Annotated in this window: 19 protein-coding genes; 4 read left to right on the top strand and 15 right to left on the bottom strand. The window is 43.5% G+C overall.

Annotation, left to right across the window (positions count from 1 at the left end):
* Positions 1-300 precede the first annotated feature (300 nt).
* From AC0VYE_RS03040 to AC0VYE_RS03030, 3 genes are all read right to left on the bottom strand, one after another.
* Positions 301-1,356 carry a DUF4303 domain-containing protein gene (locus tag AC0VYE_RS03040; protein WP_475445954.1) on the bottom strand — a complete coding sequence of 352 codons (1,056 nt, stop codon included), beginning with the start codon at positions 1,354-1,356 and terminating at the stop codon, positions 301-303.
* A 1,635-nt stretch (positions 1,357-2,991) separates the two neighbouring features.
* Positions 2,992-3,504, bottom strand: coding sequence for a GNAT family N-acetyltransferase (locus AC0VYE_RS03035; protein WP_475445952.1), 513 nt, complete (start codon positions 3,502-3,504; stop codon positions 2,992-2,994).
* A gap of 1,072 nt (positions 3,505-4,576) precedes the next feature.
* On the bottom strand, positions 4,577-5,578 hold the full coding sequence (locus AC0VYE_RS03030) for an AraC family transcriptional regulator (RefSeq protein WP_475445950.1): 1,002 nt from the start codon (positions 5,576-5,578) through the stop codon (positions 4,577-4,579).
* Positions 5,579-5,734: 156 nt separating this feature from the next.
* Between AC0VYE_RS03030 and AC0VYE_RS03025 the strand changes: the two genes are divergently transcribed.
* A complete protein-coding gene (locus AC0VYE_RS03025) occupies positions 5,735-6,454 on the top strand; it encodes a DUF4386 domain-containing protein (protein ID WP_475445947.1) in 720 nt (239 codons plus the stop codon).
* A gap of 584 nt (positions 6,455-7,038) precedes the next feature.
* Here AC0VYE_RS03025 and AC0VYE_RS03020 read toward each other — a convergent pair.
* The 9 genes from AC0VYE_RS03020 to deoB all read right to left on the bottom strand — a co-directional run bounded on the left by AC0VYE_RS03020 (position 7,039) and on the right by deoB (position 17,424).
* Entirely contained in the window at positions 7,039-7,656 is a 618-nt protein-coding gene (locus AC0VYE_RS03020) for a sulfurtransferase (protein WP_475445945.1), read from the bottom strand.
* 27 nt (positions 7,657-7,683) lie between these two features.
* On the bottom strand, positions 7,684-8,541 hold the full coding sequence (locus AC0VYE_RS03015) for an alpha/beta hydrolase family protein (RefSeq protein ID WP_475445943.1): 858 nt from the start codon (positions 8,539-8,541) through the stop codon (positions 7,684-7,686).
* A gap of 135 nt (positions 8,542-8,676) precedes the next feature.
* Complete coding sequence (locus AC0VYE_RS03010; protein ID WP_475445941.1) at positions 8,677-9,918, bottom strand: molybdopterin-dependent oxidoreductase; 1,242 nt, start codon at positions 9,916-9,918, stop codon at positions 8,677-8,679.
* Positions 9,919-10,236: 318 nt separating this feature from the next.
* Positions 10,237-11,523, bottom strand: a complete 1,287-nt coding sequence (locus tag AC0VYE_RS03005; protein WP_441877947.1) for an NCS2 family permease — start codon at positions 11,521-11,523, stop codon at positions 10,237-10,239.
* 15 nt (positions 11,524-11,538) lie between these two features.
* Entirely contained in the window at positions 11,539-12,492 is a 954-nt protein-coding gene (locus AC0VYE_RS03000) for an ABC transporter permease (RefSeq protein ID WP_475445939.1), read from the bottom strand.
* A 3-nt stretch (positions 12,493-12,495) separates the two neighbouring features.
* Positions 12,496-13,566 carry an ABC transporter permease gene (locus tag AC0VYE_RS02995; RefSeq protein ID WP_441962645.1) on the bottom strand — a complete coding sequence of 357 codons (1,071 nt, stop codon included), beginning with the start codon at positions 13,564-13,566 and terminating at the stop codon, positions 12,496-12,498.
* Positions 13,559-15,094: an ABC transporter ATP-binding protein gene (locus AC0VYE_RS02990; RefSeq protein WP_475445936.1), complete on the bottom strand. Its 1,536-nt coding sequence runs from the start codon at positions 15,092-15,094 to the stop codon at positions 13,559-13,561. The genes AC0VYE_RS02995 and AC0VYE_RS02990 overlap by 8 nt, the downstream gene beginning before the upstream one ends.
* Before the next feature lie 72 nt (positions 15,095-15,166).
* Positions 15,167-16,204, bottom strand: coding sequence for a BMP family lipoprotein (locus AC0VYE_RS02985; protein ID WP_339206548.1), 1,038 nt, complete (start codon positions 16,202-16,204; stop codon positions 15,167-15,169).
* Positions 16,205-16,224: 20 nt separating this feature from the next.
* Positions 16,225-17,424 (bottom strand): phosphopentomutase, encoded by a 1,200-nt coding sequence (deoB, locus tag AC0VYE_RS02980; protein ID WP_076271626.1) that lies wholly within the window; start codon positions 17,422-17,424, stop codon positions 16,225-16,227.
* Between the two features lie 142 nt (positions 17,425-17,566).
* On the opposite strand from deoB, the gene AC0VYE_RS02975 reads away from it, so the two are divergent.
* From AC0VYE_RS02975 to AC0VYE_RS02965, 3 genes are all read left to right on the top strand, one after another.
* Positions 17,567-18,283, top strand: a complete 717-nt coding sequence (locus AC0VYE_RS02975) for a Crp/Fnr family transcriptional regulator (protein WP_441908194.1) — start codon at positions 17,567-17,569, stop codon at positions 18,281-18,283.
* Positions 18,284-18,469: 186 nt separating this feature from the next.
* Positions 18,470-19,174 (top strand): purine-nucleoside phosphorylase, encoded by a 705-nt coding sequence (deoD, locus tag AC0VYE_RS02970; protein WP_475445933.1) that lies wholly within the window; start codon positions 18,470-18,472, stop codon positions 19,172-19,174.
* A gap of 281 nt (positions 19,175-19,455) precedes the next feature.
* Positions 19,456-20,436, top strand: coding sequence for an alpha/beta hydrolase (locus tag AC0VYE_RS02965; RefSeq protein WP_475445931.1), 981 nt, complete (start codon positions 19,456-19,458; stop codon positions 20,434-20,436).
* Positions 20,437-20,499: 63 nt separating this feature from the next.
* Here the strand turns inward: AC0VYE_RS02965 and AC0VYE_RS02960 are convergent, their stop codons facing one another.
* The 3 genes from AC0VYE_RS02960 to AC0VYE_RS02950 all read right to left on the bottom strand — a co-directional run bounded on the left by AC0VYE_RS02960 (position 20,500) and on the right by AC0VYE_RS02950 (position 24,032).
* Positions 20,500-22,107 carry an extracellular solute-binding protein gene (locus AC0VYE_RS02960; RefSeq protein WP_475449407.1) on the bottom strand — a complete coding sequence of 536 codons (1,608 nt, stop codon included), beginning with the start codon at positions 22,105-22,107 and terminating at the stop codon, positions 20,500-20,502.
* A gap of 64 nt (positions 22,108-22,171) precedes the next feature.
* Entirely contained in the window at positions 22,172-23,065 is an 894-nt protein-coding gene (locus tag AC0VYE_RS02955) for a carbohydrate ABC transporter permease (protein ID WP_339206543.1), read from the bottom strand.
* 43 nt (positions 23,066-23,108) lie between these two features.
* Positions 23,109-24,032, bottom strand: coding sequence for an ABC transporter permease (locus AC0VYE_RS02950; protein ID WP_083682713.1), 924 nt, complete (start codon positions 24,030-24,032; stop codon positions 23,109-23,111).
* Between the last annotated feature and the right edge of the window lie 107 nt (positions 24,033-24,139).

The raw sequence follows: 24,139 nt of genomic DNA, 5'->3' as shown, positions 1-24,139 counted from the left end.
GAAACTTACAATATTCTCGCATTGGTTTATGACAGTTGTGGGACTCTCATCGGCAGGGATGTAGTCAAGGTTACTTTCCTATAATTACGTAAGTACTTTCAAGGCAGCTGTCAGAACGGCATTATTGACTTGAGGTTGAATTCGGATATATACAATAAGCCGCCATGACCCTCGGGCTACATGGCGGCTTATTTGTCGTTAAGTTACTGTTATACCTTCCTTGGGTTTGCTTCGTCCCCCACCGCAACCGGATTCCCCTCGTCAGAACTCCAATCACTCCAGCTATCTGCTATTAACCCGTCAGCTTGCTATCTCTGCCAGTTCCTTGGCGTATTCGATTAGAATATCCTTATCCTCTTCTTTGATTAATTGTTGTCCGATTTCAACGCAACGTTCTTTTTGCTCTAATACTAATGGACCACAGAAATGCAGAGCCTCGATATAGAATTGGATTCTCTCGTGATCTTTTCTCTCGAAACTCTTCAGAGTCGACAATTCCTTCAGTCTTTGTAGGCATTCCTTCGCCAACTCGTTGCCAAAATGCTCAAGTTGTACAAATGCATCCATTGCAGGCTTATTATAGGTAAACGGTGATTCCAAGCCATAATCGCTATGAATAGCATCAGACCAATAAGCGATCGCATCGGCCACAGGCAATTTCCTATTCTGGATCATTACCTCGCGAAACTGCTCATCCGACTCTTGAATATCTGGAAAGACCGAGTAAAATAGGTTTTGATCAATTGTCTTTCTCATAACGATTCCATAATCCAAGTAATCATCGCCTGTAGAAGCATAGGCAATAAAATCATCTGTTTTATTCAAAATATCAAACGCGCCCTCAGTCACTAGACTTTGCATTGCCTTAAGCGCACAAACATAATATCCATTTTCGATGATTCCCGCTTCAAAAGCTACGACCGACTCACCTTTATTAGGCTGCTCGGATTCTTCTTTGTTGGTTTCCGAAGCACGAGAGGCGATTGATTCAAAAAGTGATACGTACCGTCCGTCCTGCCCCATATGGTCATACCAATACTGAAAATCAAAGTCTCCACAATTATATTTGAGTGATCGGATCTCATCCTGATTATGGTATTGAGGGTATTTATCCTGATACTTCATCAATGTCTGATTAAAACAATTGATCGTGTTAATATAAACATAAATACTGTTGTGCTCATCTGCATATAAACTGAAAGCATACACTTCATTGTTATTTGAGGTTTCAACAAAGGAATGAACAATATTCTTACAACCCTCAGCCAATGCATTTGTAAAATCCTCAACTGTCACAATTGGTGCTTGGATTGGTGGTTTTTTGCTAAACCAAACCTCATCTTGATTGTTTATCATGTAATATCCTTCGTTGCGAATCGGTGTCCTCCCGTCCAACAATCGACCTAACATGGAATAGTATAAGTTCATTGGGTATTCCCCTTTACTTGAATTAAGAGCATGTATGAACCAACAAAGTTAAAATAAAACTATTGAAGACCCCGTGTGCCAGCACGACTCCGAAAGCACGATAGGCCGCTTCTAAGGCGTTCGAACCGGAAGCTATATATTACAGAAAAAGATCGCACTCCTTGCAATGGTGCTGTCTATTTTTGTTGGTTAATACTTACTATAATAATGGCAATAACCAGCCTCCTCAACGCCACTATTAGCACACCAAAACCGATATTCGGCACCAAAGCATCTATAGCCTACACAGAAAATAGTTTCCTTTTCGGTAAGGTAATCAACCAGCCTGCAAACACTTTAATTGCTTGTCATAATATATCATATTTTGCAATAAGTAGGTCGTTGGATTTTAATTTTATCTCTTTGCAACATGCTTGTTGAATTAATGTTGGTCGATTTTCGAAAATCTCTTTTGTGGTCGACTTACTCTGAAGAACCCTACAACAAAAAGGTCGGTTGCCAATTATGAGCACGATTCTTATGATCTACAGAGAGATGTTAATGTATCGATTCTCAGCAGAGCAACCGCTTGATTCGGAGCTTCCTGAAAATATATTCAAAGTGCGAATGCTGGCTTCTTGTTGACTTAGGGGTCGCTAGACACAATCCAAAGAAGTACATCGCCACATGAACGATGTACTCCATATTACATACTATTTTGCCGATTAAGCCTTCTCTTTGTACACCACCGCAACCGGATTACTCTCCAGAGAACTCCAATCACTTCAGCTTCTTTTCCCCAAGCATTCCTATATTCGGAGGGCTTCAGCCCTGAACAGTCGGGGGGGCCTATGAACGCGGTGGGAATGTCTCGGAGGATATGCCAGCGTATATGTGCAACGACACCCCTTGGCTACGCGCTTGGGAGGACTTGTGGAGCAAGAAGCCCATAGATGAAAGGGGCTGGCGAAAAATGCGGTTTGAGCCAAGGCGAGGTATACTCCTGTGGCTAATTTAGAACAGGTTGCAACGCAGTTGTTTGCAGCTTATTGGCGTTTGTTTGCAATAGATTATTAATGCTCTAAATCGCCATAGTCACCATAATCACCATTCTATTGACTCCATGTTGAATGAGTACTTTTGGCTGTTGAGTTGTTGACTTGGATTGATCGATTCCATATGACAGCCCGCACACAAAGGCTGGCAACCGCTTCAAGCGCGGTAACTGCATACATTGCAACGAGCAGATGCTCAATTCGAAGCCTCATAAAAGTCTTTTCATTGGGCCAGCCGTTGACTTCGTGGTAACTTCTACACCCTTGAGCATAACGCAAAGAAGTACATCGCTACATGAGCTATGTACTTCCGAGTCACATACTACTATGCCTTCTCCTTCTCCTCCTCCCCCACCTCCACAGCATTTCTCTCCACATATATCGAATCATCCTAGCTTCTTACTCCGCCACGAACCCCTATTCTTGAATTGTTCTGGAGCAAGGTAGCGCATGGAAGAGGAGAACGGGCCGGGATGTGGACGGATGAGGCTTTTTGCAGTCTGTTGAATAGTTGTTTGCAATAATAATCTTAGCGGAGTACCCTTCTAAATCGTAATTGAACTAAGCTCCTACCCCGCTCAACCGTTCTCTCTGCTCCATCATATACAAAACTTAGATTCTCATAAAATTTTATTGCATCTCTGTTCTCTTTAAGTACCCATAGTGAGACATTTTGATAACCTGACTCAATCATATTGTTTAAAAACCAACCCATAAGTTGTTTTCCAAACCCTTTACCGGAATGTTCATTCATTAAGTATATTGCAAATATCTCTATGAAGCTTGCATTCAGATCATCATCTACAGACTCGCCAACTTCCATACTACCGATAATTCGCTTGTCAATCGTCATCACAGCTGTTTTTTTAATCGCTGATTTTAATAAGTTTTGATAATAATAAACTCGATCTTCAAGTTTGATTTTATCCAGATACTCATCTGGTATTATCCCTTTATATGCGGCACGGTATGAGTTCAAGTGTGCAAAACTTATTTCTTTGCAATCATTAAGCTCTGCCCACCTTATTTCAATATTATTCATAAAACACCTCTATCAAAACAGATTGACCCGCTCTATCTTTTCTACATATTGTTCGCTTGGGTTTATTAATTTTATAAAATCCGTATTGAATCACTGCCACCACAGCTTTGGTAGCTTTTTTGCATCCATTTGAGAGGAGCGATCCATATGCCCACAGCGAAAGTAACACACGAACGGCTGACTTACGCCAAGATCAACTCGGATCACCATTTTGTTGACTCCTTGTTGAATGAGCACTTTTGACTTTCGAGTTTGTTGACTTGATCAATACCATGTACCATGTAACAGTCTGCACACAACGGGCCGGTCACAGCTACCTCGAGAGAGAAGGGCTGTCCAGCCTTCTTTGTGTGCGTACAGCGTCGAAGATTCGTATGCTCAACAGGTTGTACGATACATCATAAACAATACGAGAGTGCGCTCGGTTCACGGCTTCCTGAAAGCGGTTTTAGAGAGCGATTGTTGACTCCGTGTTGGCTTCGACGGCCCTGAGTAAAACGAAAAGGAGTACATCGCCACTTGTGCGATGTACTCCCAGCCATATACTATCATATGCCTCTCAGCCCTTACTCTTCCCCCGTCGCTACAGGATTCTCAGGTCTGGAACTCCAATCACTCCAACTGTCAATTTGCCTTCAAGAATGCAATTATTAATCCAGGCCTATTTTTTCGCGAATTAACTTATGATATGGTTCACGCTGCATAATTAAGGACAAAATATTGCTAACCAATAGGGTGTTTATTAATCGTTTTATAGCTTACCAAAAATTTCCTCTAAATTCCCCTCAACTAATTCATAGGTATTTGATAATATCGGGAGGTTCTTTCCAGCTCTACCTTCATGTATAGTCATAGTTACCCCAGTATTACTTACTGAATAATTATTTGTAAATCTTTCTTTCCCCTAAAAGACTTTTCGACTCTTTCCGTCTGCTCCTCCCATCCTGACCTATTATTTGAAATAATAACTTCTGGCATACAATCTTCATATGATTATCATAAAGAAGTATAGAGACTGCGGCTATTATCAAAAGCGCAGAGGGATTAATGAAATGTGCAAACATCTGTATGATCAGGTGTATTGTTTCCGATAATCCCCTGGCGTTTGCCCTGTCCATTTCTTAAAGGCGAGATGGAAGGATACAGGATCAGAATATCCAAGTGCATAAGAAATATCACTAATTGAAAACGAAGGGTTTTTCAAATAACTTTCCGCCGTGTTCTTACGAATAACGGTAAGCAAATCCTGGAAGGTAGTATTATCTTTCTTTAATTGAAGTTGAATGGAACGGACGCTAAATCCTAGAATTCTAGCAATGTCTTGGATTCTAGGAATAGTTCCATCAAAGCTTTTGATAATAGCAAGACTAACCACCTCCGAGAAAGTGTGTTCCATTTTCAAAGCACGCATCATCTGTATGGCATGGTTCTCCACAATTTGTAACAGCTGCTGATTGCGATATACGAGGGATAAATCCAATAAATTTGCATCGAATATAAGAGCAGTTTCCTTTTGATTGAAAACAAGCTTCGCTTCAAAAAGACTGGCGTAAGGCTGTATATCTGAGGGGGTATTTTGCATGAATGAGACCATTCTCAGTTTAAGTGGATCCCCTGTTAGCTTTTGAATAAATTTATAGGTCGAAGAGAGGATTGAATCCATAAGATGATAGGTTGTTTTTCTAGAAGAATCGCCTGCCCAAAAGCTGAATTTTGCTTCACCATGGATAACCTGCAAATCGTAAACTATACCACTGCATAAGAGAATATTATAACGTTGATAGTTTTTGAACGCTTGTTTTAGAGTGTTGGAATTGAGCAAAATATATCCAATTAAACCCAAATTGTCTAATGAAAATCCTTCTCCTACATGAAAGCCGAAAAAGGGATCTTTACTAATAGAAGCTGCTCTTTCCAACAAAAGGTCATATTTGTCCGAATCGATATAGTTGTCGGGGTTTGTCATAAAATCCTCTTGGATATAGAGGTCTTTATACAATGATTCTATGGTGTGTCCTTTACTTAATACGGCATGCACTATTGGCCTGGCCAACTGCACCGACACTTTAGACATTTTGGATTAACTCCTCTATCTATATATATTTTCGTACTTTATTAGCTTTATTGCATGTTTTATTATGGTGGACTTTAGTCTGCTGTCATATGCTTATTCCGTAATCGAAGTTAGCAGCCTGTAGTTAATTTGAAGAAGAAGGGAAGCGTTGTTCAAATGAATCATCATTTACACCGTCAAGCAGGACAATTGTTTATTTTAGGATCTTTATTGCTTTTTATTCCTTACATTGCTCTTGTTTTTATTTTTGATTACCCTGAAATACTAAGAATGCCTATAGATCAGATTCTAACAAAATTTCATGATGGAGGAACATCATTAATCCTGGTTTGGTGGATATTTTCACTAGCCGGACTGCCGCTGTTTTGGGCTGTTGTTTTTCTAGGCAAGATCATTGGAGAAGAATACCAAAATGTAAGAGTTGCAACAACTTTTATGATCATTGGAGGAATAACCCAGATTGCAGGATTATTGAGATGGGTATTTGTTGTGCCAGTTCTTTCTAATTATTACGCTGATCATCCCGATACTTCACAAGAGACCATTTCTATTATATTTCAAGTCGTTCACCAATACGGCGGAGTCATTCTTGGAGAGCATTTGGGCCAACTATTTTCGATTATATGGACTTTGATTGTTTGCCGCCATTTTCTCAAATCCAAAACCGTTCATCCCTTCATCGGTTGGTTCGGAATTATCTCCTCTTTGATTTATCTATTAGGTCAAACCGAGCTATTCGCCACAGTCATTCCAACTTTCCCGGTAATCGGATGGGCAGCCGCTGTTGGCAGCACACTTTGGCTACTTTGGATGATCGCACTGGGATTCACACTGATACGAAAAAATAAGCATAGCCAGGCACTTATTCAAAATTGAGTTGATTAATAGTCGGCATACTAGGCGCAGGAAATATAGGCGAACATTGGAAAACTCATTACCTCAATGAATACTTCCATCATCTGAGGAACGAAGGACAAAGCGTATGTATTGCCTAAAGCTTTTCAACAAATGAAGCCGCAGTTTATCTCTCACGAACATCAATTCCCACTCTGCAGGACTGCTGGAGTATGCGTTCTTACTACCGACACACAGCACTCAACGTGCGCAAACTCCCGTATCTTAAACACTAATATGCAAATTTAACATTTCCGCTTCTACTCGCAATTCTACTTTATGCTGTACCAGTACGTCCGATACGCATCACCGCTTTTGATCTTAAACTGCCATTAGTCAAATTACTGCTGACAGCTTTTTGTAAGAAAATAGATAAATCCCTATCGAACGTTAGAACTTCTACATGAATAGCAGATGTAATTTCAATGACTCTCTACGGTTGATACAAAAACTTGTTGGCTCCATGTTGATTCCACTCACGCACATATTGAGTGTTGACTTCAATGTGAAGTATTCAATTCTTACATACTGCTAAACAGCTATCAGTTTTTATTCTTCGCCGGTCGCTAAGATGAATCAGAACTCCAATCACTCCAACTCCCCGCATACAGCTTCACATTGCGGAAGCCTGCGTCTTGCAATGCGAATACGTTCGGTGTAGCCGTCACGCCTGAGCCGCAATACACGATAATCTCATCATCTTGTGACAATCCGTTGAAGCGAAGCTTCTGCTCCTCCGGCGATTTCCAGCTGCCGTCGGCTCGTTTGCTCTCGTTCCAAAAGCGATTGATCGCGCCTGGAATATGTCCAGCCTTAGGATCAAGAGGTTCTACTTCGCCGCGATAGCGAAGGGCTTCACGGGAATCGATGACCACCGTTCCCGCTTTGCCGACTCGTGCCTTTACATCGGCTTGGCTAACCAGCATCTCATTACGAACATTTACATTAAAATTAATTCCTTCTATTAAAGAAGGGACATCCGTGCTAACCGGATATCCCGCTTCTTGCCAGCCTGCGAATCCACCTTCTATTAAATAGACTTGTCCATCATGCCCCAGCCATTGCAGCAGCCAGCGCAAACGGGATGCCATCGCGCCGCCTTGATCGTCATATGCGATAACTGTCGTATGATTGCCAATGCCAATCCGTTCAAAAATATCTGCTAACACCCGCGGTTCCGGCAATGGATGACGACCGCCTGCTCCGCTCTATTACTCCGACGGTCGCTGCAGCAACAAAGCAAAAAACGCTCCCGTTATTTCAATCGCCTTCTCCAAATCATCCGTCGTCCCTGCAAAAGGATGCACCGCTCCAAAAGTATGGTTCGCTCCTTCCAGCGATGAAAAACGATGCTGCGGAGCAGCAGCTTGGAGCAGATAGTATCCTGTAAGTAATCGCCCAGCATCCCCCGTTCCTTGAATGAATAACACAGGCGTTCGAAGTGACGCCGCTTTAGCTGTGATAGCGAAGCGCATGCGATTTCGATCCAAATCCTCAAAAAATGCAGCGTTAATCGGCATTTCCTGCTTTGTCCTTGCATTCGTTACATAGCCTACCCCATCCCGCAATACCTGCTCGCGGAAATCTTCTCCAAACAGATTGGCTTTCGCTATTCCGTTCCATGTTACTACGCCGCGAATTTCAGGATGCTCAGCTGCGAATATTACGCTATTCCCTCCGCCGCGACTATGCCCTACTATGAAAATTTGCTGCTTATCCAGCTGTTCATCAAGCGGAAGTCTGCCCTCGAGCAAGGCTGCAAGCACAGCTGACAAATCCTTTTGCTCCTGCGAGTAGGTGTTCATCCCGAACTTATCCAGCTCGTCAAAATCATGTTCATTAACGCCGTTAAACGAAAAGTTGAACGTAATTACCGCAAAGTCCTGACCCGCGAATTGCCCGGCTGCATAAGGGAAGAACGCCCAATCCTTGAACCCTTTAAAACCATGCACAAAGAGGAGGACCGGCTTTCGTCCCCCATCTCCCTTCACTCTTATATCGCCTCTTACATACACTCCCGGGTCCAGTTCCAACGTAAATGTCTGATGCAAAATACTCCCATTACTCAATAACAGCACCTTCCCCGTCACCATATTTCATTCTATAGCAGCTATTCACTCGGTTTATACCATATCTATCTACCCTGATCATATCACCAACGTGCATGATAGAGGCGGAATTACCTGTAAAATAGTACAAAAAAACTACACCCACGCATCGTTCGCATATCCGCGCGCTTCCCAGTACCCCACATGCTCGCCTTTAATCAGCTCAATTCGGTTTAACCATTTTACGGACTTATAGGCATACATTTTCGGCACAATGAGACGAACTGGTCCACCGAGATCACTTGGGATCGGCTTCCCGTCATGCATGACCGCCACCATTACATCATCCATGTCGGCCTGCTCAAGTGTAAGGGTATCTGTATATACACCATCACCCGAGTAAAGCTTCACCGTTTCCGCACCGGACTGCACACCCGCCATTTTCAGCAATTCTTTAAGTGGAATACCCTCCCATGTGTTTTTGTAAACGGACCAACCGGTCACACAGTGAAAATCACTGACCTGCACCGTTCGCTTCAGCGCCACAAACTGTTTCCAATCCCACTTAAACGTCTTATCGACTAACCCGTCTATCGTAAAATTCCAATCCGCATTTGTAAAAAAGGGAATCGGCGTTACCGTGTATACACGGAACTGTCCAACAGCTCCGCCACCCGTTGGCGGGGCTGAAGCAGGCAGCGGCTCCGGCGCTGGCAGAAGCATATTGGCATCATTTTCGATCAGCTTATCGATGCTCTGGCTTCCGCCTACACTTCCAAGCGAGTTCCCGAGCCATTTCAGAAAAGAAGGCCCGATCGTAACAGCCAGGCCTATGCCAATTGCACCGCGAATGAACGCTTTGCGCGTATACACCGGCTGAGGCGCTCCCGCTGGATGGATGACGCCTTCTTCCTTCTGCTCGTTTTTGACGGTACGGCGATTCGGCTCCTTCAGCCATTTGACCCGCGTGATGGAATGATAAATGATATAAGGAAGCCCAACCCATGTAAGGAGATCATGGATAACTAATGCCACATTAGACACGCTTGGCCCGACGGCTCTAAACTGCCATAGCAGCACGCCCGATCCGAACCAACCCAGCAACAAGCCTAAAACGACGAGTACGTTAAATCTTTGCCATGGTTTTTGCTTCAGCTGCTTCCAATGCTTGCCGGCCAGCGCCAGATAATAGACTACAGGCAGGATGGATGCTATACCAACAACGACATGTGCCCACTTTATCCAAACGCGAACCTCTCCAAGAACGCCGCGCCAGAAGCCGCCCACCAGTATAAGCCCGGTTAATGCCAAAATAACGACAATCCAGCCGTTCCAAGCATGCAGCGAAACGAGCTTTTTACCATAACCCTTGCGAAGACGCTCCAACAGTCCACTCATCGGCTAATCCTCCCATTCTGTTCTATATCATTTTTCGAAAAGACTTTACCCGCAGCTCCGCTCGCCAAGCACAAATCGACTAGTCCCGTCCCCAATCTGACTAACAAACCTTCAAATGGTGATTATGTATCGTATCGTTTTTTGTATTACAACTTATATCCCTATTATAGCGCTGTTGAGACGCCGATACGACTCTAGCTTAAGCAATAGCTCCCTGTTGATTCAGAGCATAAAAAAATACACCGCTCAAGGCCTATTGCCTACTTAGCGGTGTATTCAAAACCTATATCGTATCTCCACTGTTTCCTTAATTCCCTCTTAAATCGAACCCAAAATAAAATAAAGCAAGAAGAAAAATGCGATGACGTACATCGTTATTGATACTTCTTTCCTTCGGCCTGTGACCAGCTTCAGAATCGGGTACGCAATGAAACCAAACGCAATCCCATTCGCGATACTAAAGGATAGCGGCATAACTGCCATCATCAGATAAGCGGGAAAAGCTTCTGTAAAATCATTGAACGGAATCTCCTTTATGCTCTGAAACATAAGGCAGCCAACAATGATGAGTACAGGTGCAATCGCGCTGTTTGGGATTATTTTGAAAAGAGGGATCATAAACAAAGCTGGAATAAACAAAATTCCCGTTGTAAAAGAGGTTAGCCCCGTTCTCCCGCCTGATGCAATGCCAGTCGCAGACTCAGCTGCTGTCGTCATCGGACTGCAACCCAGAAGCCCTGCACTTATAACCGAAACAGAGTTAGCCTGAAAAGACCTGCGGAACTTCGCCTTGTCTGGAAGCATCCCCAGCTGAGCGCCCATATTTTGAAAAATAATGACCATCGATAACGAAAAAACGGCTGTCCAAAAATTAAGCGTGCCAATTCCACTAAAGTCCAAGGCAAAAAACAACTCTCCGTACCCATTAAAGGAAATACTAAAATCACGTAAAGTTGAAAAATCGACGATACCAAGCAGCGCGCCAATGCCTGTGCCTGCGATAATGGCAATTAAGAAGCTCCCTTTTACATTTCGCATGAAAAGCGGTATCGCAATCAATAAAGTCAATATCGTCGTTAAGGCATAAGGATCACTAAGCTTCGCCAAAGTAACGAAAGTTCCTTCGCTCGCAACGATGATCCCCCCATTTTTTAATCCTAGAAATGCGATAAAGAGACCTATACCGGCGGTCATGGCATTAATCATCGACGTCGGGATCGAGCGCGATAGATAATCGGCTCCTTTCGTTACCGCAGTTAACATAAATACAATGCCCGCCAAAAATACTGCTGCAAGTGCTTGCTGCCACGTAAGTCCTAACGAGAATACCAAAGTAAAAACAAAAAATGCATTGTCTCCCATCCCAGGGACGAGAATTAACGGTGACTTCGCCCAAAGTGCCATCAGCATGCAACCGATAAAAGAGCAGATTACTGTAACAATCGTAGCTGCTTCATAAGGCATGCCGGCTAGCTGCAAGATGGCTCCATTCACCGCAATGATATAGGCAACCGTCATAAATGAAGTTGTTCCTGCAACTAACTCCGTACGTACCGTCGTGTTTTCTTTTTCAATATGGAACATTTTCTGCAATCGACTTCCCAAGTGTATAACCACCTTTTATCGTTTCCCAACATCATAGGGTTCCCCTAATGCTTTGGGTGAACGAGCTTTCCCTACTGCTCCAATTAATACGAGTAATGTCAAGACGTATGGAAACATATAGAAGAACTCATTTGGAATGCTAGCAGCAAAATCAAAGATTTGCAATTGGTCCTTCGCTGCTTGAGCTAAACCAAAAAATAGTGAAGCCAGCATCACACCTATCGGATTCCATTTTCCAAAAATAACAGCCGCAAGCGCAATATAGCCTTGTCCTGAAATGGTATTAAAAGCAAAGTTGCCATTTGAGGTAAGTACAATCGTTGCTCCGCCAAGAGCTGCAAGTGAGCCGCTTAAAATAACAGCGATGTAGCGCGTGCGATTCACTTTTATTCCAACCGTGTCTGCTGCGCTTGGATGTTCACCAACAGAACGAAGCCTTAGTCCACCTGAGGTCTTAAACAAATAAGTAAATAAGGCGATGACTAATGCAATGGCAATATACGTAGTCGGATAGGCATTGAAGAACACATTGCCAATGAACGGAATGTCGCTTAAATAAGGAATCGTCACCTTATGAAATACAGTCGTTAGAAGCGGTGTTTCTGCTGAGCCGTCAAAAAGTAATTTTACGAAAAAGAACGTTGAGCTTGCTGCGAGAATATTGATAACAACCCCGCTCACAACCTGATTCGCCTTAAATGTAATTGAGGCGACCGCATGAATACTAGAAAAGATAATGGTAAATAGGAAGGCTCCAAGTAAGCCTAACCAAGGGGAGAAACCGCCAAAGCCCGCTATTTCCGCATAATGAGTCGTGATTGCAGAGAAGAAGGCTCCCGATACCATAAACCCTTCCAGTCCAATATTAATGACTCCCGAGCGTTCGGAAATGAGTCCACCGAGTGCAGCAAAGATAAGGGCAGTTGAGAATACGAGCGTCCCATTTAGTAAATTGCCAATTACCTCCATCTGTCACACCTTCTTCTTTGATTTTAGTTTAATCGTCCGGAAAAGCAACTTAACGATGCCTGGTGCAGCAACAAAAAAGATAATAAATGCAATAATCATCCGAATAATTTCGCCTGGCACCTCTGCACCAAAGCTCATGCCTTGCGAACCATAGGTAAGGCCCCCAATCAGGGACGCGGAGAGGAATACGCCAAGTGCGCTATTGCCGCCAAGCAAAGCTACAGCTATACCATCAAAACCTAGACCAGATGAAACCGAGTTGATAGCCACATAGTTGAACACGCCTAACACTTCAAAGGTACCAATCAAACCGCCAAATACGCCTGAAATAAACATGGTACGAACCATAACATTCGAAACCTTCATTCCTGCATATTTTGCAGCATTAGAATTAAGTCCAACTGCCCGCAGCTCATAACCCCATGTGGTCTTGGTTAAATAGATATGGTAGAAAATTACCGCAATAATCGCAATCACAAATCCCCAGTGGATACGTGCGCCATCCATCAGCTCAGAGAGCCAGCTAATCTGAATACTCGCGGATTCATGAATCAAGGCAGATCGTTGTGTACCTGCTTGCGGCATGAACGTCCGAATAATGTAATTCGCCAAATAAAGCGCAATAAAATTAAGCATGATGCTGGTAATCACTTCATTAATACCACGTTTTGCCTTAATATAACCCACTAGCGCTCCCCACATCCCACCAAGCAAGGCGCCAACTAGGACAGCCAGCAGCGCATGCAGTACAGGTGGCAGGCTAAACTGTGTGCCTACTATTAATGCGCCGAGCGATCCCATAATAATCTGGCCGTCTACGCCAATATTAAACATGCCAGAACGAAAAGCGATCGCTACGGCCAAGCCGCTCATCATAAGCGGTACAATCGTACGCATAGCTTCTCCAAAATCGTAACGGCTGCCGAATATTTTATCGATTAGCGATTTATAGGCCAGCACGGGGTCGTAGCCGCCAATCCACATAATAATGGCGCCTAATAGCAAACCCATAACAATGGCAACAAGAGGGATAAGTGCAGATTCCCGTTTGAAAATACTCATTATTTTATTCATGGATGCCTTCTCCTTCATGCTTGCCTGCCATCATCATTCCTAATTGCTGATCATTTGTTGTTTCTGGCGTGGTTTCTCCAACAATTTGTCCGCCGAATAGGACCAGAATACGGTCTGCTACATTGAGTATTTCATCCAGCTCAAACGAAATCAGCAAAACAGCCTTGCCTTGATCTCGTTCTGCGATTAACTGCTGATGCACAAATTCAATCGCGCCTACGTCCAGCCCTCGCGTGGGCTGAGCCGCAATCAAGACCTGCGGATTTTTATCGATTTCGCGTGCGATAATGATTTTTTGTTGGTTTCCTCCTGACATCGAACGAACGAATGTATCAATGCCTGGTGTTCGTATATCGAACTCGTTCACTAACCGCGTTGCCATGTCATCCATCGTTTTCTTATTAATAAAACCATGCTTGCTTATTTCTGGTTGATAATACGTTTGCAAAATTGTATTTTCACTGACAGAAAAGTCCAGAACGAGTCCATGTTTATGCCGATCCTGCGGAATATGTGACATTCCCGCTTCAGAAATCGTACGCGGAGCAAGATTGGCGATGCTTTTGCCTTGCAGCCAAATTTCACCTGATCGTATGCTTTGCATACCCGTTAATGCTTCGATTAGCTCAGACTGGCCATTGCCGTCTACACCAGCAATACCGACAATCTCGCCCGCCCGTACGGAGAAGCTGAGATCATTAACAGCAGCCTTGCCGTTACTGCCTGTAACCACCAAATTTTTCACTTCTAATAGCGCTTTTTTCGGGTTAGCTGCTCTTTTGGCAGTTTTAAAACTAACTTCTTTACCGACCATTTTTTCCGCTAATTGCTGCGCATCGCTCGATGCTACTTCCACACTTTCAATTCGCTTACCGCGCCGAATAATCGTGCAAGTATCTGCTATTTCCATAATTTCCTTAAGCTTATGAGTAATGAGAATAATAGATTTGCCCTCAGCGACAAGACGCTTCATAATAGCCAGCAATTCTGTGATCTCTTGCGGAGTTAACACAGCAGTAGGCTCATCAAAGATTAGAATATCTGCTCCGCGGTATAGTGTTTTTAAAATTTCTACGCGCTGCTGCATCCCTACACTGATCGATTCGATGGTTGCCATTGGATCAACATCAAGCTTATAACGTTCAGATAGTTCTTTTACCTTTTTACTTGCTCCTTTAATATCAATCTTCATCCCCTTTTTGGGTTCCATTCCGAGAATGATATTTTCCGTTACTGTAAAAGGCTCTACCAATTTAAAATGCTGATGCACCATTCCAATTCCAAGCTCAATTGCCTTGTTTGGACTATCCATCAGCTCATGCTTCCCATTTACATGAATCTCGCCTTCGTCTGGCTGATATAATCCGAATACGATACTCATTAGGGTGGATTTCCCTGATCCATTTTCCCCGAGCAAAGCATGAATTTCTCCACGCTTTAGCTGCAAGCTAATCGAATCGTTAGCGACTACGCCGGGGAATCTTTTGGTTATCCCTTTCAGCTCTAACACGACATCTGTCTTAGTCATATAAGACCCTCCCCAAAATATTCGTCCCCTCACTCTATCAAGTACAATGATAGAAGAGGGGACGAAATCGCATTATTTTTCCGGTACGACGATCTCGCCATTGATGATTTTCGTGCGATATTCCTCGACCTTGGCAAGAACTTCCGGCGCTACATTCGTTTTCGAATTTGGAGCAATATCGACTCCGTTTTCTTTGAGGCCCATTAATGTCACTTTACCCGCCGGGAAATCGCCTTCAGCTAATTTTTTTGATGCTTGGTAAACAGCCTCATCTACTTTTTTGATCATCGAAGTTAATGTAACATCATCTCCGAAGGTTAAAGATTGATCTTTATCCACGCCAATGACCCATACTTTTCCGCCCTTGCTGTTACGTTCCTTCGCTTCATTAAATACACCATTGCCTGTTAGTCCTGCTGCATGGAATATGATATCTGCACCATCGTTATAGATGGTAGAGGCTGCAGATTTCCCCATATCTACCCGGTTGAATAGCCCTGTATAGTTAACGATCAATTTTGCATCTGGATTTACAGCTTTTATCCCTTCGCGGAAGCCCGCTTCAAATCGTTTAATAACGGGAATATCCATGCCGCCGATAAAGCCGATTTTATTTGTTTTTGTCGTTAAACCAGCGATAACACCAACTAGGAACGAGCCTTCTTGCTCTTTAAAAGAGATAGCTGCTACATTCGGGAGCACAAGGTCAGAATCGACAATTCCAAACATCTTATCTGGATTTTCTTTGGATAGCTGTGTTACTGCATCAGCTAAAGTGAAGGCAGTTGCCCATGTTAAATCATAGTTTGCTTTGACAAATTGATTTAAGTTAGGAACAACATCGCCATCTGTTTTTGGTTCCAGGTACTTCACTTCAAAACCAAAGTCCTTCTTTAATTTCTGCAACGCTTCCCAAGCACTTTGGTTAAAGGATTTATCATTCACACTGCCAAGGTCAGTAACCATTCCGACTTTCAGCTTTTTAAGCTCTTGTTTATTATCTGTACCTGCAGCCCCTGCGTTACCCGTATCACTTTTTTGACCGCATGCAGTTATGACTAACGTAAAAATCAGTATTAAAGGCAATAATGCTTTCATTGTTTTTTTCATTGTGAATTCCCCCTAATGTTTTATTCCTCGTTATTGGTTTGTTTTACTAACAAATCCAAGAAGCTTTCCCCGATAGCTGGTTTAGTGACCATGAAATTTTCTGCAATCGTTGCAGCTAAATCAGCAAATGTGTTTCTTATGCCAATAGAAACGCTATCCTTTGCTAACGATGGGCTATAGATCAAGATGGGTACATATTCACGGGTATGATCCGTTCCTGGCGCAGTTGGGTCGTTGCCGTGATCAGCCGTAATAATAAGTAAATCGTTGTCGCTCATTTGCTGCATAAGCTCTGGTACATATTGATCGAACTCTTCAAGGCACGCAGCGTATCCTTTAGGATCGCGGCGATGGCCGTATAAAGAATCAAAATCAACTAAGTTTGTGAATAACAATCCGTGGAAAGGCCGATTCAGCAGCTTAATCGTTGCCTTGATGCCATCCAAATTGCTCTTTGTTGGATAGGATTCACTAATTCCTTGCCCTGTGAAAATATCGTTGATCTTCCCGACCGAAATAACATCGAGGCCTTCATTCTTCAGATGATCAAGCACGGTTTCTCCAAAAGGCTTGAGTGCATAATCATGCCGATTAGGTGTGCGTTTATAAGCGCCCGGCTCACCGATGTAAGGCCTCGCTATGACTCGGCCAACTACATAAGGATCATTCAAGGTTAGCTCACGCGCAATTTCACATGCATGATATAGCTCATTTAATGGAATAACATCCTCATGAGCTGCGATTTGGAATACGCTGTCTCCGGAAGTATAAACAATCCATGCGCCCGTTCGGAGCTGCTCTTCTCCATACTCGTCCAAAATTTCAGTTCCAGAAGCCGGCTTGTTTCCAATCACCTTGCGACCGGTCATGGCTTCGAACTTCTCAATCAATTCCGCTGGAAATCCATCGGAATAAACTTGAAAGGGCACCTTTACTTCGAGTCCCATGAGTTCCCAATGACCCGTCATCGTATCTTTGCCTACCGATACCTCCGCCATCTTGCCATAACATGCTAGAGGTTTAACCGCTTTCAAGATGGTAGCGAGCGGTGCAATATTACCTAGACCCAAAGCTGTAAGATTTGGTAATTTCATGTCTGGTACTTGCTCGCAAATATGTCCTAAGGTATGGCTGCCTTCATCTCCGAAAGCTGCAGCGTCCGGTAATGCACCGATACCAACACTATCCAGCACAATCACGCTTATTCGCTCGAATTTCATAAATACACCTCATTTCTCAAAAAAAAGCTAAGGCCATGCATTGCTATTTTCCACCCAATCCATGCTACAATACGTTTCTAGCCGTTTCGCAATCTCTTACCTAAGAGTTGCTTAAATATTGAAATGCGAAAGGAAAATTCTTATGATCGACAACATCTCAGACATCTCGATTTTCTCGGACATTCCTAAGGATGAATGGCAAAAAATAACCCCATTGCTCAAAGAACGACGGTTCAAAAAGAACCATGTTCTAATGTTTGAAAATGACCAAAGTGACGAGGTTTATCTTATTCGCTCAGGTATGATCAAGATTTATCGCATGTACGAAGGAAAAGAAGTCGTTCTGAGTATTACTAGTGCCGGCGATATCATTGGAGAAGTAGAAGCCCTCTCCAGCGACAATCATCGGATCTCATCCATAGAAGCCTTAGAAGACGTCAACGTTTGGCTGCTGTCAAAACGGGATTTCCTGCAGCTTGTGGATCAATATCCTTCCATCCTGCGAAACGCTTACAAAATTCTTGTAGAGCGAACTCGGATGCTCAATCGCATGATTCGTTATTTGACCTTCCATGACGTACGTGGAAAAGTAGTTAATCTCATTATGGATCTCTATTATAACTATGGAGTCGCCAGTGATAACGCATACAAAATCGATTTAAAAATTAATCAATCCTTGTTCGCCAACATGCTCGGAGTCACGCGAGAATCCATCTCCAAAACGCTGGGTGAGTTTCAAGCCGAAGGACTGATCGACATTCGTGATAAGTACTTATACCTCCTTGATAAGGAAATGATAGAATCGATCTGTAATGAAACAGAAGAGCTTCCTGCAATGCGTAAGTGGCATAACATTTAACGATGCCGTGCACCTAATAATACAAATGACAGCGCTTTATTTCCGTAACTGCGCTAACAGTTATTTTGTGAACCAGTTCACAAAAGTATAGTAATCCCTTTAACATAATGTGGATATCGAATCATGCTATGATTCTCGTGCATTCTTTTTTGTGATGCACGATAAGAAACATTGGAGGGAATTCACATGAGTTTTCATATTGAAGCAAAGATTGGCGAAATTGCAGAATCCGTCTTATTACCTGGAGATCCGCTGCGTGCAAAGTATATTGCGGAGACCTTCCTCGAAAATGTCGTCTGTTACAACAATGTACGTGGCATGTTAGGCTTTACAGGCACATATAAGGGCAACCGTGTATCGATTCAAGGTACAGGAATGGGTATGCCTTCTGCGTTCATATATATTCAAGAATTGATCAACGATTATGGTGCCAAAAATCTCGTTCGTATCGGAACATGCGGCGCTATTCAAAATGATGTGAATCTCCGCGATGTTCTTATTGCGCAAGCAGCGGCTACCGATTCGGCTATCATTCGCAACCAATTCCCTGGGTTTGATTTCCCTCAGATTGGAAACTTTGATCTAATTAAAACCGCTTATGAAATTGGAGAAGCCAAAGGCCTTAACCTGCGCGTAGGTAACGTACTATCTTCTGATGTTTTCTACACGGAAGACAAAGATGCCGTGACCAAGCTAGGCCGCCATGGCGTATTGGCAGTAGAAATGGAAACAGCCGCACTTTATTATTTAACAGTTAAATTCGGCGTAAAAGGTCTCAGCCTCCTAACGGTAAGTGATCATATTCTCACTGGAGAACAAACGACTGCACAAGAGAGACAAACGACCTTCAACGATATGATTGAAGTCGCACTAGAAACCGTAGCTAAATAGATCTTTTACTAACAATCAGAAACCTGTCACAGCTCATCAACCTATACATTGGATTAAAAAAAGGAGCTCGATTCCACTTCGGAATCGAGCTCTTTCTCTGTATAAAGCCTACATGGCGATGAATTCAATTCTTTCATACTACATTACGTCTCTTAGCTCTTATAGCCAGCTGACCAGACCAAAGACGGGGCATCCCCCTTACCAAAGGCGGTATTAAATTCTGCTAGATCTCTGTATATTAGAAAAATATGGAATTTTATATTTGGAGGGAGAAGCCGAACATGTGGAGGCTGGTTCGCAAAATTATTTTATACCTGCTCGTCATTCTTGTGGTGCTGGCAGGTCTCGGAGCCGCTTATCAATGGTACGGTTCCAAGCAGGACCGAAAAACATATAGACCTACCGGGAAACTGTATAATGTAGCAGGCAGCAAAATGCATCTCTATTCGGAAGGTTCAGGTGATGCAACAATCGTCTTTGCTTCAGGGTGGGGAACGACGAATCCCTATGCCGATTTTTATCCTTTGTATGAAGGACTGAAGCAGCATGTGAAGATTGCGGTCTATGACCGTTTCGGTTACGGATACAGTGATACGACAGACAGAAAGCGGGACATCAACATGATTACCGACGAGATTCATGAGCTGCTTCAGGCCTCTGGGCAGAAGCCACCTTATATTTTTGCCGCCCATTCAATGGGCTCTCTGGAAACCATCCGGTACGCGCAACGCTTTCCAGAAGAAGTGAAAGGCATTCTGCTTATAGAGGGCGGAAGCCCTGAATATTACAAGTCCAGCCCGGAGCTTACTCTTATTCCTTGGATGCAAAAAGGGCTCCGGACATTTGGCATCCTGCGGGCTTTGTATCATGTGGATGGCTTCGCCAAATGGCTATCCGATGAAAGCAACGGGGAGAAGCTATTGCCTCAGGAGCTGAAGGAACTAAACCGCAAAGCCTTGCTGCTAAGGACTGGAAACCGAAATATGACGGATGAAATGAGCCAAAGCCGAGAGAATGCCAAAATGGTGCTTGAGGGAGGAAAACCGCTGAAAATTCCCATTACCGTATTGACTGCGGACTATTTTGGCAAGCTGGACGATGATCAGTCATGGGCAGACAGTGAAGCTGCTCTTCCTTCATGGTCTGTTTCAGGCAAGCAAACCATCGTGAAAGGCAGCTCCCATTCCCTTCATAGCTACCAGCCAGGCATTGTTGTTGATGAGCTGCTTCAATTGGCGGGTCATGCTGAAGCATTAGAATAGATTTGCTATAACAAAAAAACAGATCATCCTCCTAAGAGGAATGATCTGTTTTCATAAACTGTCTTATTTAATGCCTTGCTCCGTAACATACGCTTGCCATTGTTTCGTGTATTCCGCTTGAATTTTCTCAAGGCCTGCTTGTTTTGCTTTTTCCATGAACGTTTTTACGCCATCTTCTACGTTTTTCACGAGACCTGCATTCAGCGGGAACAGGTATTGTTTCTCTACCTGCTCAAGTGCTGCTCTCTCTGCTTGGTAAGGTGTGTAATCTTCTGCGAAACCTGTGAATTTATCAGGTACTTGAATTTTATCAAGCTCGTCGAAGATCGCTTTTACGCCATCATAGTTTTTGTCGAACAGCATGTACTCAGGGTTTCTCCATGCCCAACCATTCATGCCCTCACGAGGGAAGCCGTTGGAATTGGAATCGCCGATCATCGAGTAATAGCCGTCTTTTACTTCATAGTTTTTGCCTTCTACACCGTATTGCGTAAGCATGTTGTAGCGTTTGTCCGTAACCAGCTTCTCGTAGAACGCAAGCGCGCGCTCAGCGTTTTTACTGCTAGCTGGAATAGCGAAACCGTTGTGGATTGGGTGAACTGGCGTTGCAATTCCATTTGTTTTTGGGAATGGGTGGTAGCCGAGCTTCCAATCCGGGTGAGTTGCTTGAATTTTGATTACCATATCATTATAGCGAGTCGGGTTGTCCCCAATAATTGCTGCAGCTTTGCCGCTTGTGATTTGATCCTGCAGCGTATCTTTAACAGCCAGCACGTTTTTCACCATGTAGCCGTTATCCTGCCAACGCTTCATTACCGTCAAATCTTGAACTTGCTCATCTGAACCCCAGTAGGAATGTACTTCATTAGGTGTTGCATAGTCGATGCCGATACCGTATGGCAGCGCACCAACTGGAGAGTGGGAAATACCAATGAAACGATCCATTAGGTTTGTTTTCACATCCGAGTTCATCGAAAGCGGTGTAACCGTTGGTTCATTTTTCTTGATTCCATCTAGGTATTGCTCGAACGTTGCAATATCTACTGGTGTAGGCAGATTGTATTTCTCGCGAAGATCTTCACGCCATACAAAACCATCCGTTACATACTCCTTGTACGTAGCTGGAACCGTGTAGATTTGACCGTCGATTTTTACAGCTTCCCACATATCTGCTGGCACGTAAGAGTTAAGCGTAGGCGCTGCTACGGGAAGAATCTTGTCGAGCGCTTGGAAAGCGCCTTTCTTCGCATACGATTGGTATTGCGTCCAATCCGCTGTGAAGATCAAGTCAACCTGTTGGCCTGATCCAAGCAATAGTTTGTACTTTTGATCCCAATCTGTCCAAGAAGTATAGTTGAATTTAACAGTAGCATTCAAATCTTCCAATGCCATTTTGTTGACTTGCTCTTGAATAGAAGCGATATCTTTAGGAGCATCGCCTAACATATAAAATTGCAATTCCACTTTTTTCGACGTATCGATACCTGATTTTTCGCCGCCTTCATTCGTTGCGCCTTCGTTAGTTGTACCCTCTGTGTCTTTTGGAGCATCGGTAGCATTGCTGCCGCTGTTTCCATTGTTATTCGATCCGCAAGCTGCTAGTACTGTAATAAGCACGATGATGGATAGAAACATGGAGACCGCTTTTGCTGCTTTCTTAGTCATGTGAATCCTCCCTTTAATAAGTTCTTATCTATGTTAGCTAAACGCGGAATGATTGATCCCTTGTCTAGTTCTAACCTTTAACCGCACCAATCGTCAATCCTTTTACAAAATAACGCTGCACGAACGGATACAGGAACAGGATTGGTCCTGTAACGATAATGGACATCGCCATCTTCGTTGATTCTGTCGGCATATCGGAGCCTAGCGAGACGCCAGTTCCCGAGCCCATTTGCGCAACGAAGCTCATTGCATTAATAACGTTGTACAAGTAATATTGCAGCTGGTACTTCGTCGTATCGTTAATAAACAACGAGGAAGTGAACCAGTCATTCCAATAATGAAGCGCCAGGAACAAACCTACGGTTGCAATGCCCGGCATCGATAGCTGAAGCACAATCCGGCTATATATGGTGAAGTCGTTTGCGCCGTCAATTTTAGCCGATTCAATAACCTCATCCGGTACTGCGGAGCGGATAAAGTTTTTCATCAGTATAATAAGGAAAGGCGTCATAAGACCCGGCAATATCAACACTTCAAGCTTGTCAGTCAGCTTCAAATACTTGGTCATTAGGATGTACCAAGGCACCAGTCCGCCGCCAAACAGCGTCGTGAAATAAATCATAAAAGCAAAGAAATTGCGATATTTGAAATCCTTGCGCTGCAGGACGTATCCAGCCATCGTCATCAGGAACAATCCAAGCGTCGTCCCGATAACCGTAGTTAGCGTGGTCACGCCATAGGCTTGCAATACCTGCTTCGGAAAACGGAACACCGTCGCATAACCCTCAAAAGAAAACACGGTTGGAATGAGATGGTAGCCATCTCTTATAATGGCTTCATTTTGCGTAAAAGAAGCAGATATAATGAGCAGGAACGGAAACAAACATGCTACGGTTGAAATGAGGATGACTATAAAAGCGATGAGTCTAAACCATTTCATATAATTGTCGTCTTTGATTTTCATGGGTACCTCCTACAGTTAGCTGATAGCGGTTGCTTTAGATCATTTAGAACAATGCGTACTCGTCGTTAATTTTTTTGATGATATAGTTGACGGTCATGATGAGAACGAAGCCGAATAGCGATTGGTAAAGACCAGCGGCTGTCGACATACCGATATCAAACGTCACTTTCAGTGAGCGGTACACATACGTATCGAGAATATCTGTCGTATTGTAAAGCACGCCGTTATTGCCGATCAGCTGGTAGAACAAGTCGAACTGACCTTTCATAATGCTGCCGAGTGCGAACAGCAGGAGCATAACGAATGTTGTCTTCAGCATCGGAACGGTAATGTACCAGATACGCTGGAAAATGTTCGCGCCGTCGATTTTGGCAGCCTCATAATACTCTTCGCTAATTCCAGTAATCGATGCCAGGTAGATAACCATGCTGTACCCGATATTTTTCCATAGGTAGAAGATGATAATGAGGAACACCCACACCCATGGCGTATTGTATACGTCCAATGATTCGTATCCGAATGACTTCAGCGTCGAATTCAGAAATCCGCTCTCATAGTTGAACACGTTGTAAACGATGACACTTAGAATAACGAAGGACACGAAATACGGTAGAAACATGATCGATTGCGTCAGCTTCTTAAACCATTGCAAGCGCAGCTCGCTTAATAGAATGGCAAGCGCGATGGCGAGCACGTTTCCGAGTAGAATAAATACGATGTTATAGCCGACTGTATTTAAGGTTAGTCTTGCGAGAACCCCCGATTTCCATAAAAACTTGAAGTTGTCGAGTCCAACGAATTGGCTATTGAACAAGCTTGTGTTGAAGTCGAACCTTGTGAAAGCGTAGTAGATACCCACCATTGGAACATACGAGTTAATTAGGAAGAAGATAAGCGCCGGCAATAACATAAGGAAGAGTATACGATTCGTTACAAGCTCCCTAAGCACTCCATTTTTTTTCAACATGCAGATGATGTCTCCTCTCAAAGCGTTCTTTTCTATTTCGTGTTGTCTGCTGTTCTCACTGTACGCCGCCCCTGTTTTGGGAGAAAGAGTAAGATTGCAAAGTCAGT

The sequence above is a fragment of the Pristimantibacillus sp. Z349TD_6 genome, from assembly GCF_056173205.1.
This window is presented reverse-complemented; position numbering and strand designations above follow the sequence as displayed.

Coding starts and splice junctions, on each gene's coding strand:
- AC0VYE_RS03010 (WP_475445941.1), bottom strand. CDS start 9,918: ATGAGTGGACTGTTGGAGCGTCTTCGCAAGGGTTATGGTAAAAAGCTC.
- AC0VYE_RS02950 (WP_083682713.1), bottom strand. CDS start 24,032: ATGTTGAAAAAAAATGGAGTGCTTAGGGAGCTTGTAACGAATCGTATA.
- AC0VYE_RS03000 (WP_475445939.1), bottom strand. CDS start 12,492: ATGGAGGTAATTGGCAATTTACTAAATGGGACGCTCGTATTCTCAACT.
- deoD (WP_475445933.1), top strand. CDS start 18,470: ATGAGTTTTCATATTGAAGCAAAGATTGGCGAAATTGCAGAATCCGTC.
- AC0VYE_RS03025 (WP_475445947.1), top strand. CDS start 5,735: ATGAATCATCATTTACACCGTCAAGCAGGACAATTGTTTATTTTAGGA.
- deoB (WP_076271626.1), bottom strand. CDS start 17,424: ATGAAATTCGAGCGAATAAGCGTGATTGTGCTGGATAGTGTTGGTATC.
- AC0VYE_RS02955 (WP_339206543.1), bottom strand. CDS start 23,065: ATGAAAATCAAAGACGACAATTATATGAAATGGTTTAGACTCATCGCT.
- AC0VYE_RS02965 (WP_475445931.1), top strand. CDS start 19,456: ATGTGGAGGCTGGTTCGCAAAATTATTTTATACCTGCTCGTCATTCTT.
- AC0VYE_RS02995 (WP_441962645.1), bottom strand. CDS start 13,566: ATGAATAAAATAATGAGTATTTTCAAACGGGAATCTGCACTTATCCCT.
- AC0VYE_RS02990 (WP_475445936.1), bottom strand. CDS start 15,094: ATGACTAAGACAGATGTCGTGTTAGAGCTGAAAGGGATAACCAAAAGA.
- AC0VYE_RS02985 (WP_339206548.1), bottom strand. CDS start 16,204: ATGAAAAAAACAATGAAAGCATTATTGCCTTTAATACTGATTTTTACG.
- AC0VYE_RS03030 (WP_475445950.1), bottom strand. CDS start 5,578: ATGTCTAAAGTGTCGGTGCAGTTGGCCAGGCCAATAGTGCATGCCGTA.
- AC0VYE_RS03040 (WP_475445954.1), bottom strand. CDS start 1,356: ATGATAAACAATCAAGATGAGGTTTGGTTTAGCAAAAAACCACCAATC.
- AC0VYE_RS02975 (WP_441908194.1), top strand. CDS start 17,567: ATGATCGACAACATCTCAGACATCTCGATTTTCTCGGACATTCCTAAG.
- AC0VYE_RS03035 (WP_475445952.1), bottom strand. CDS start 3,504: ATGAATAATATTGAAATAAGGTGGGCAGAGCTTAATGATTGCAAAGAA.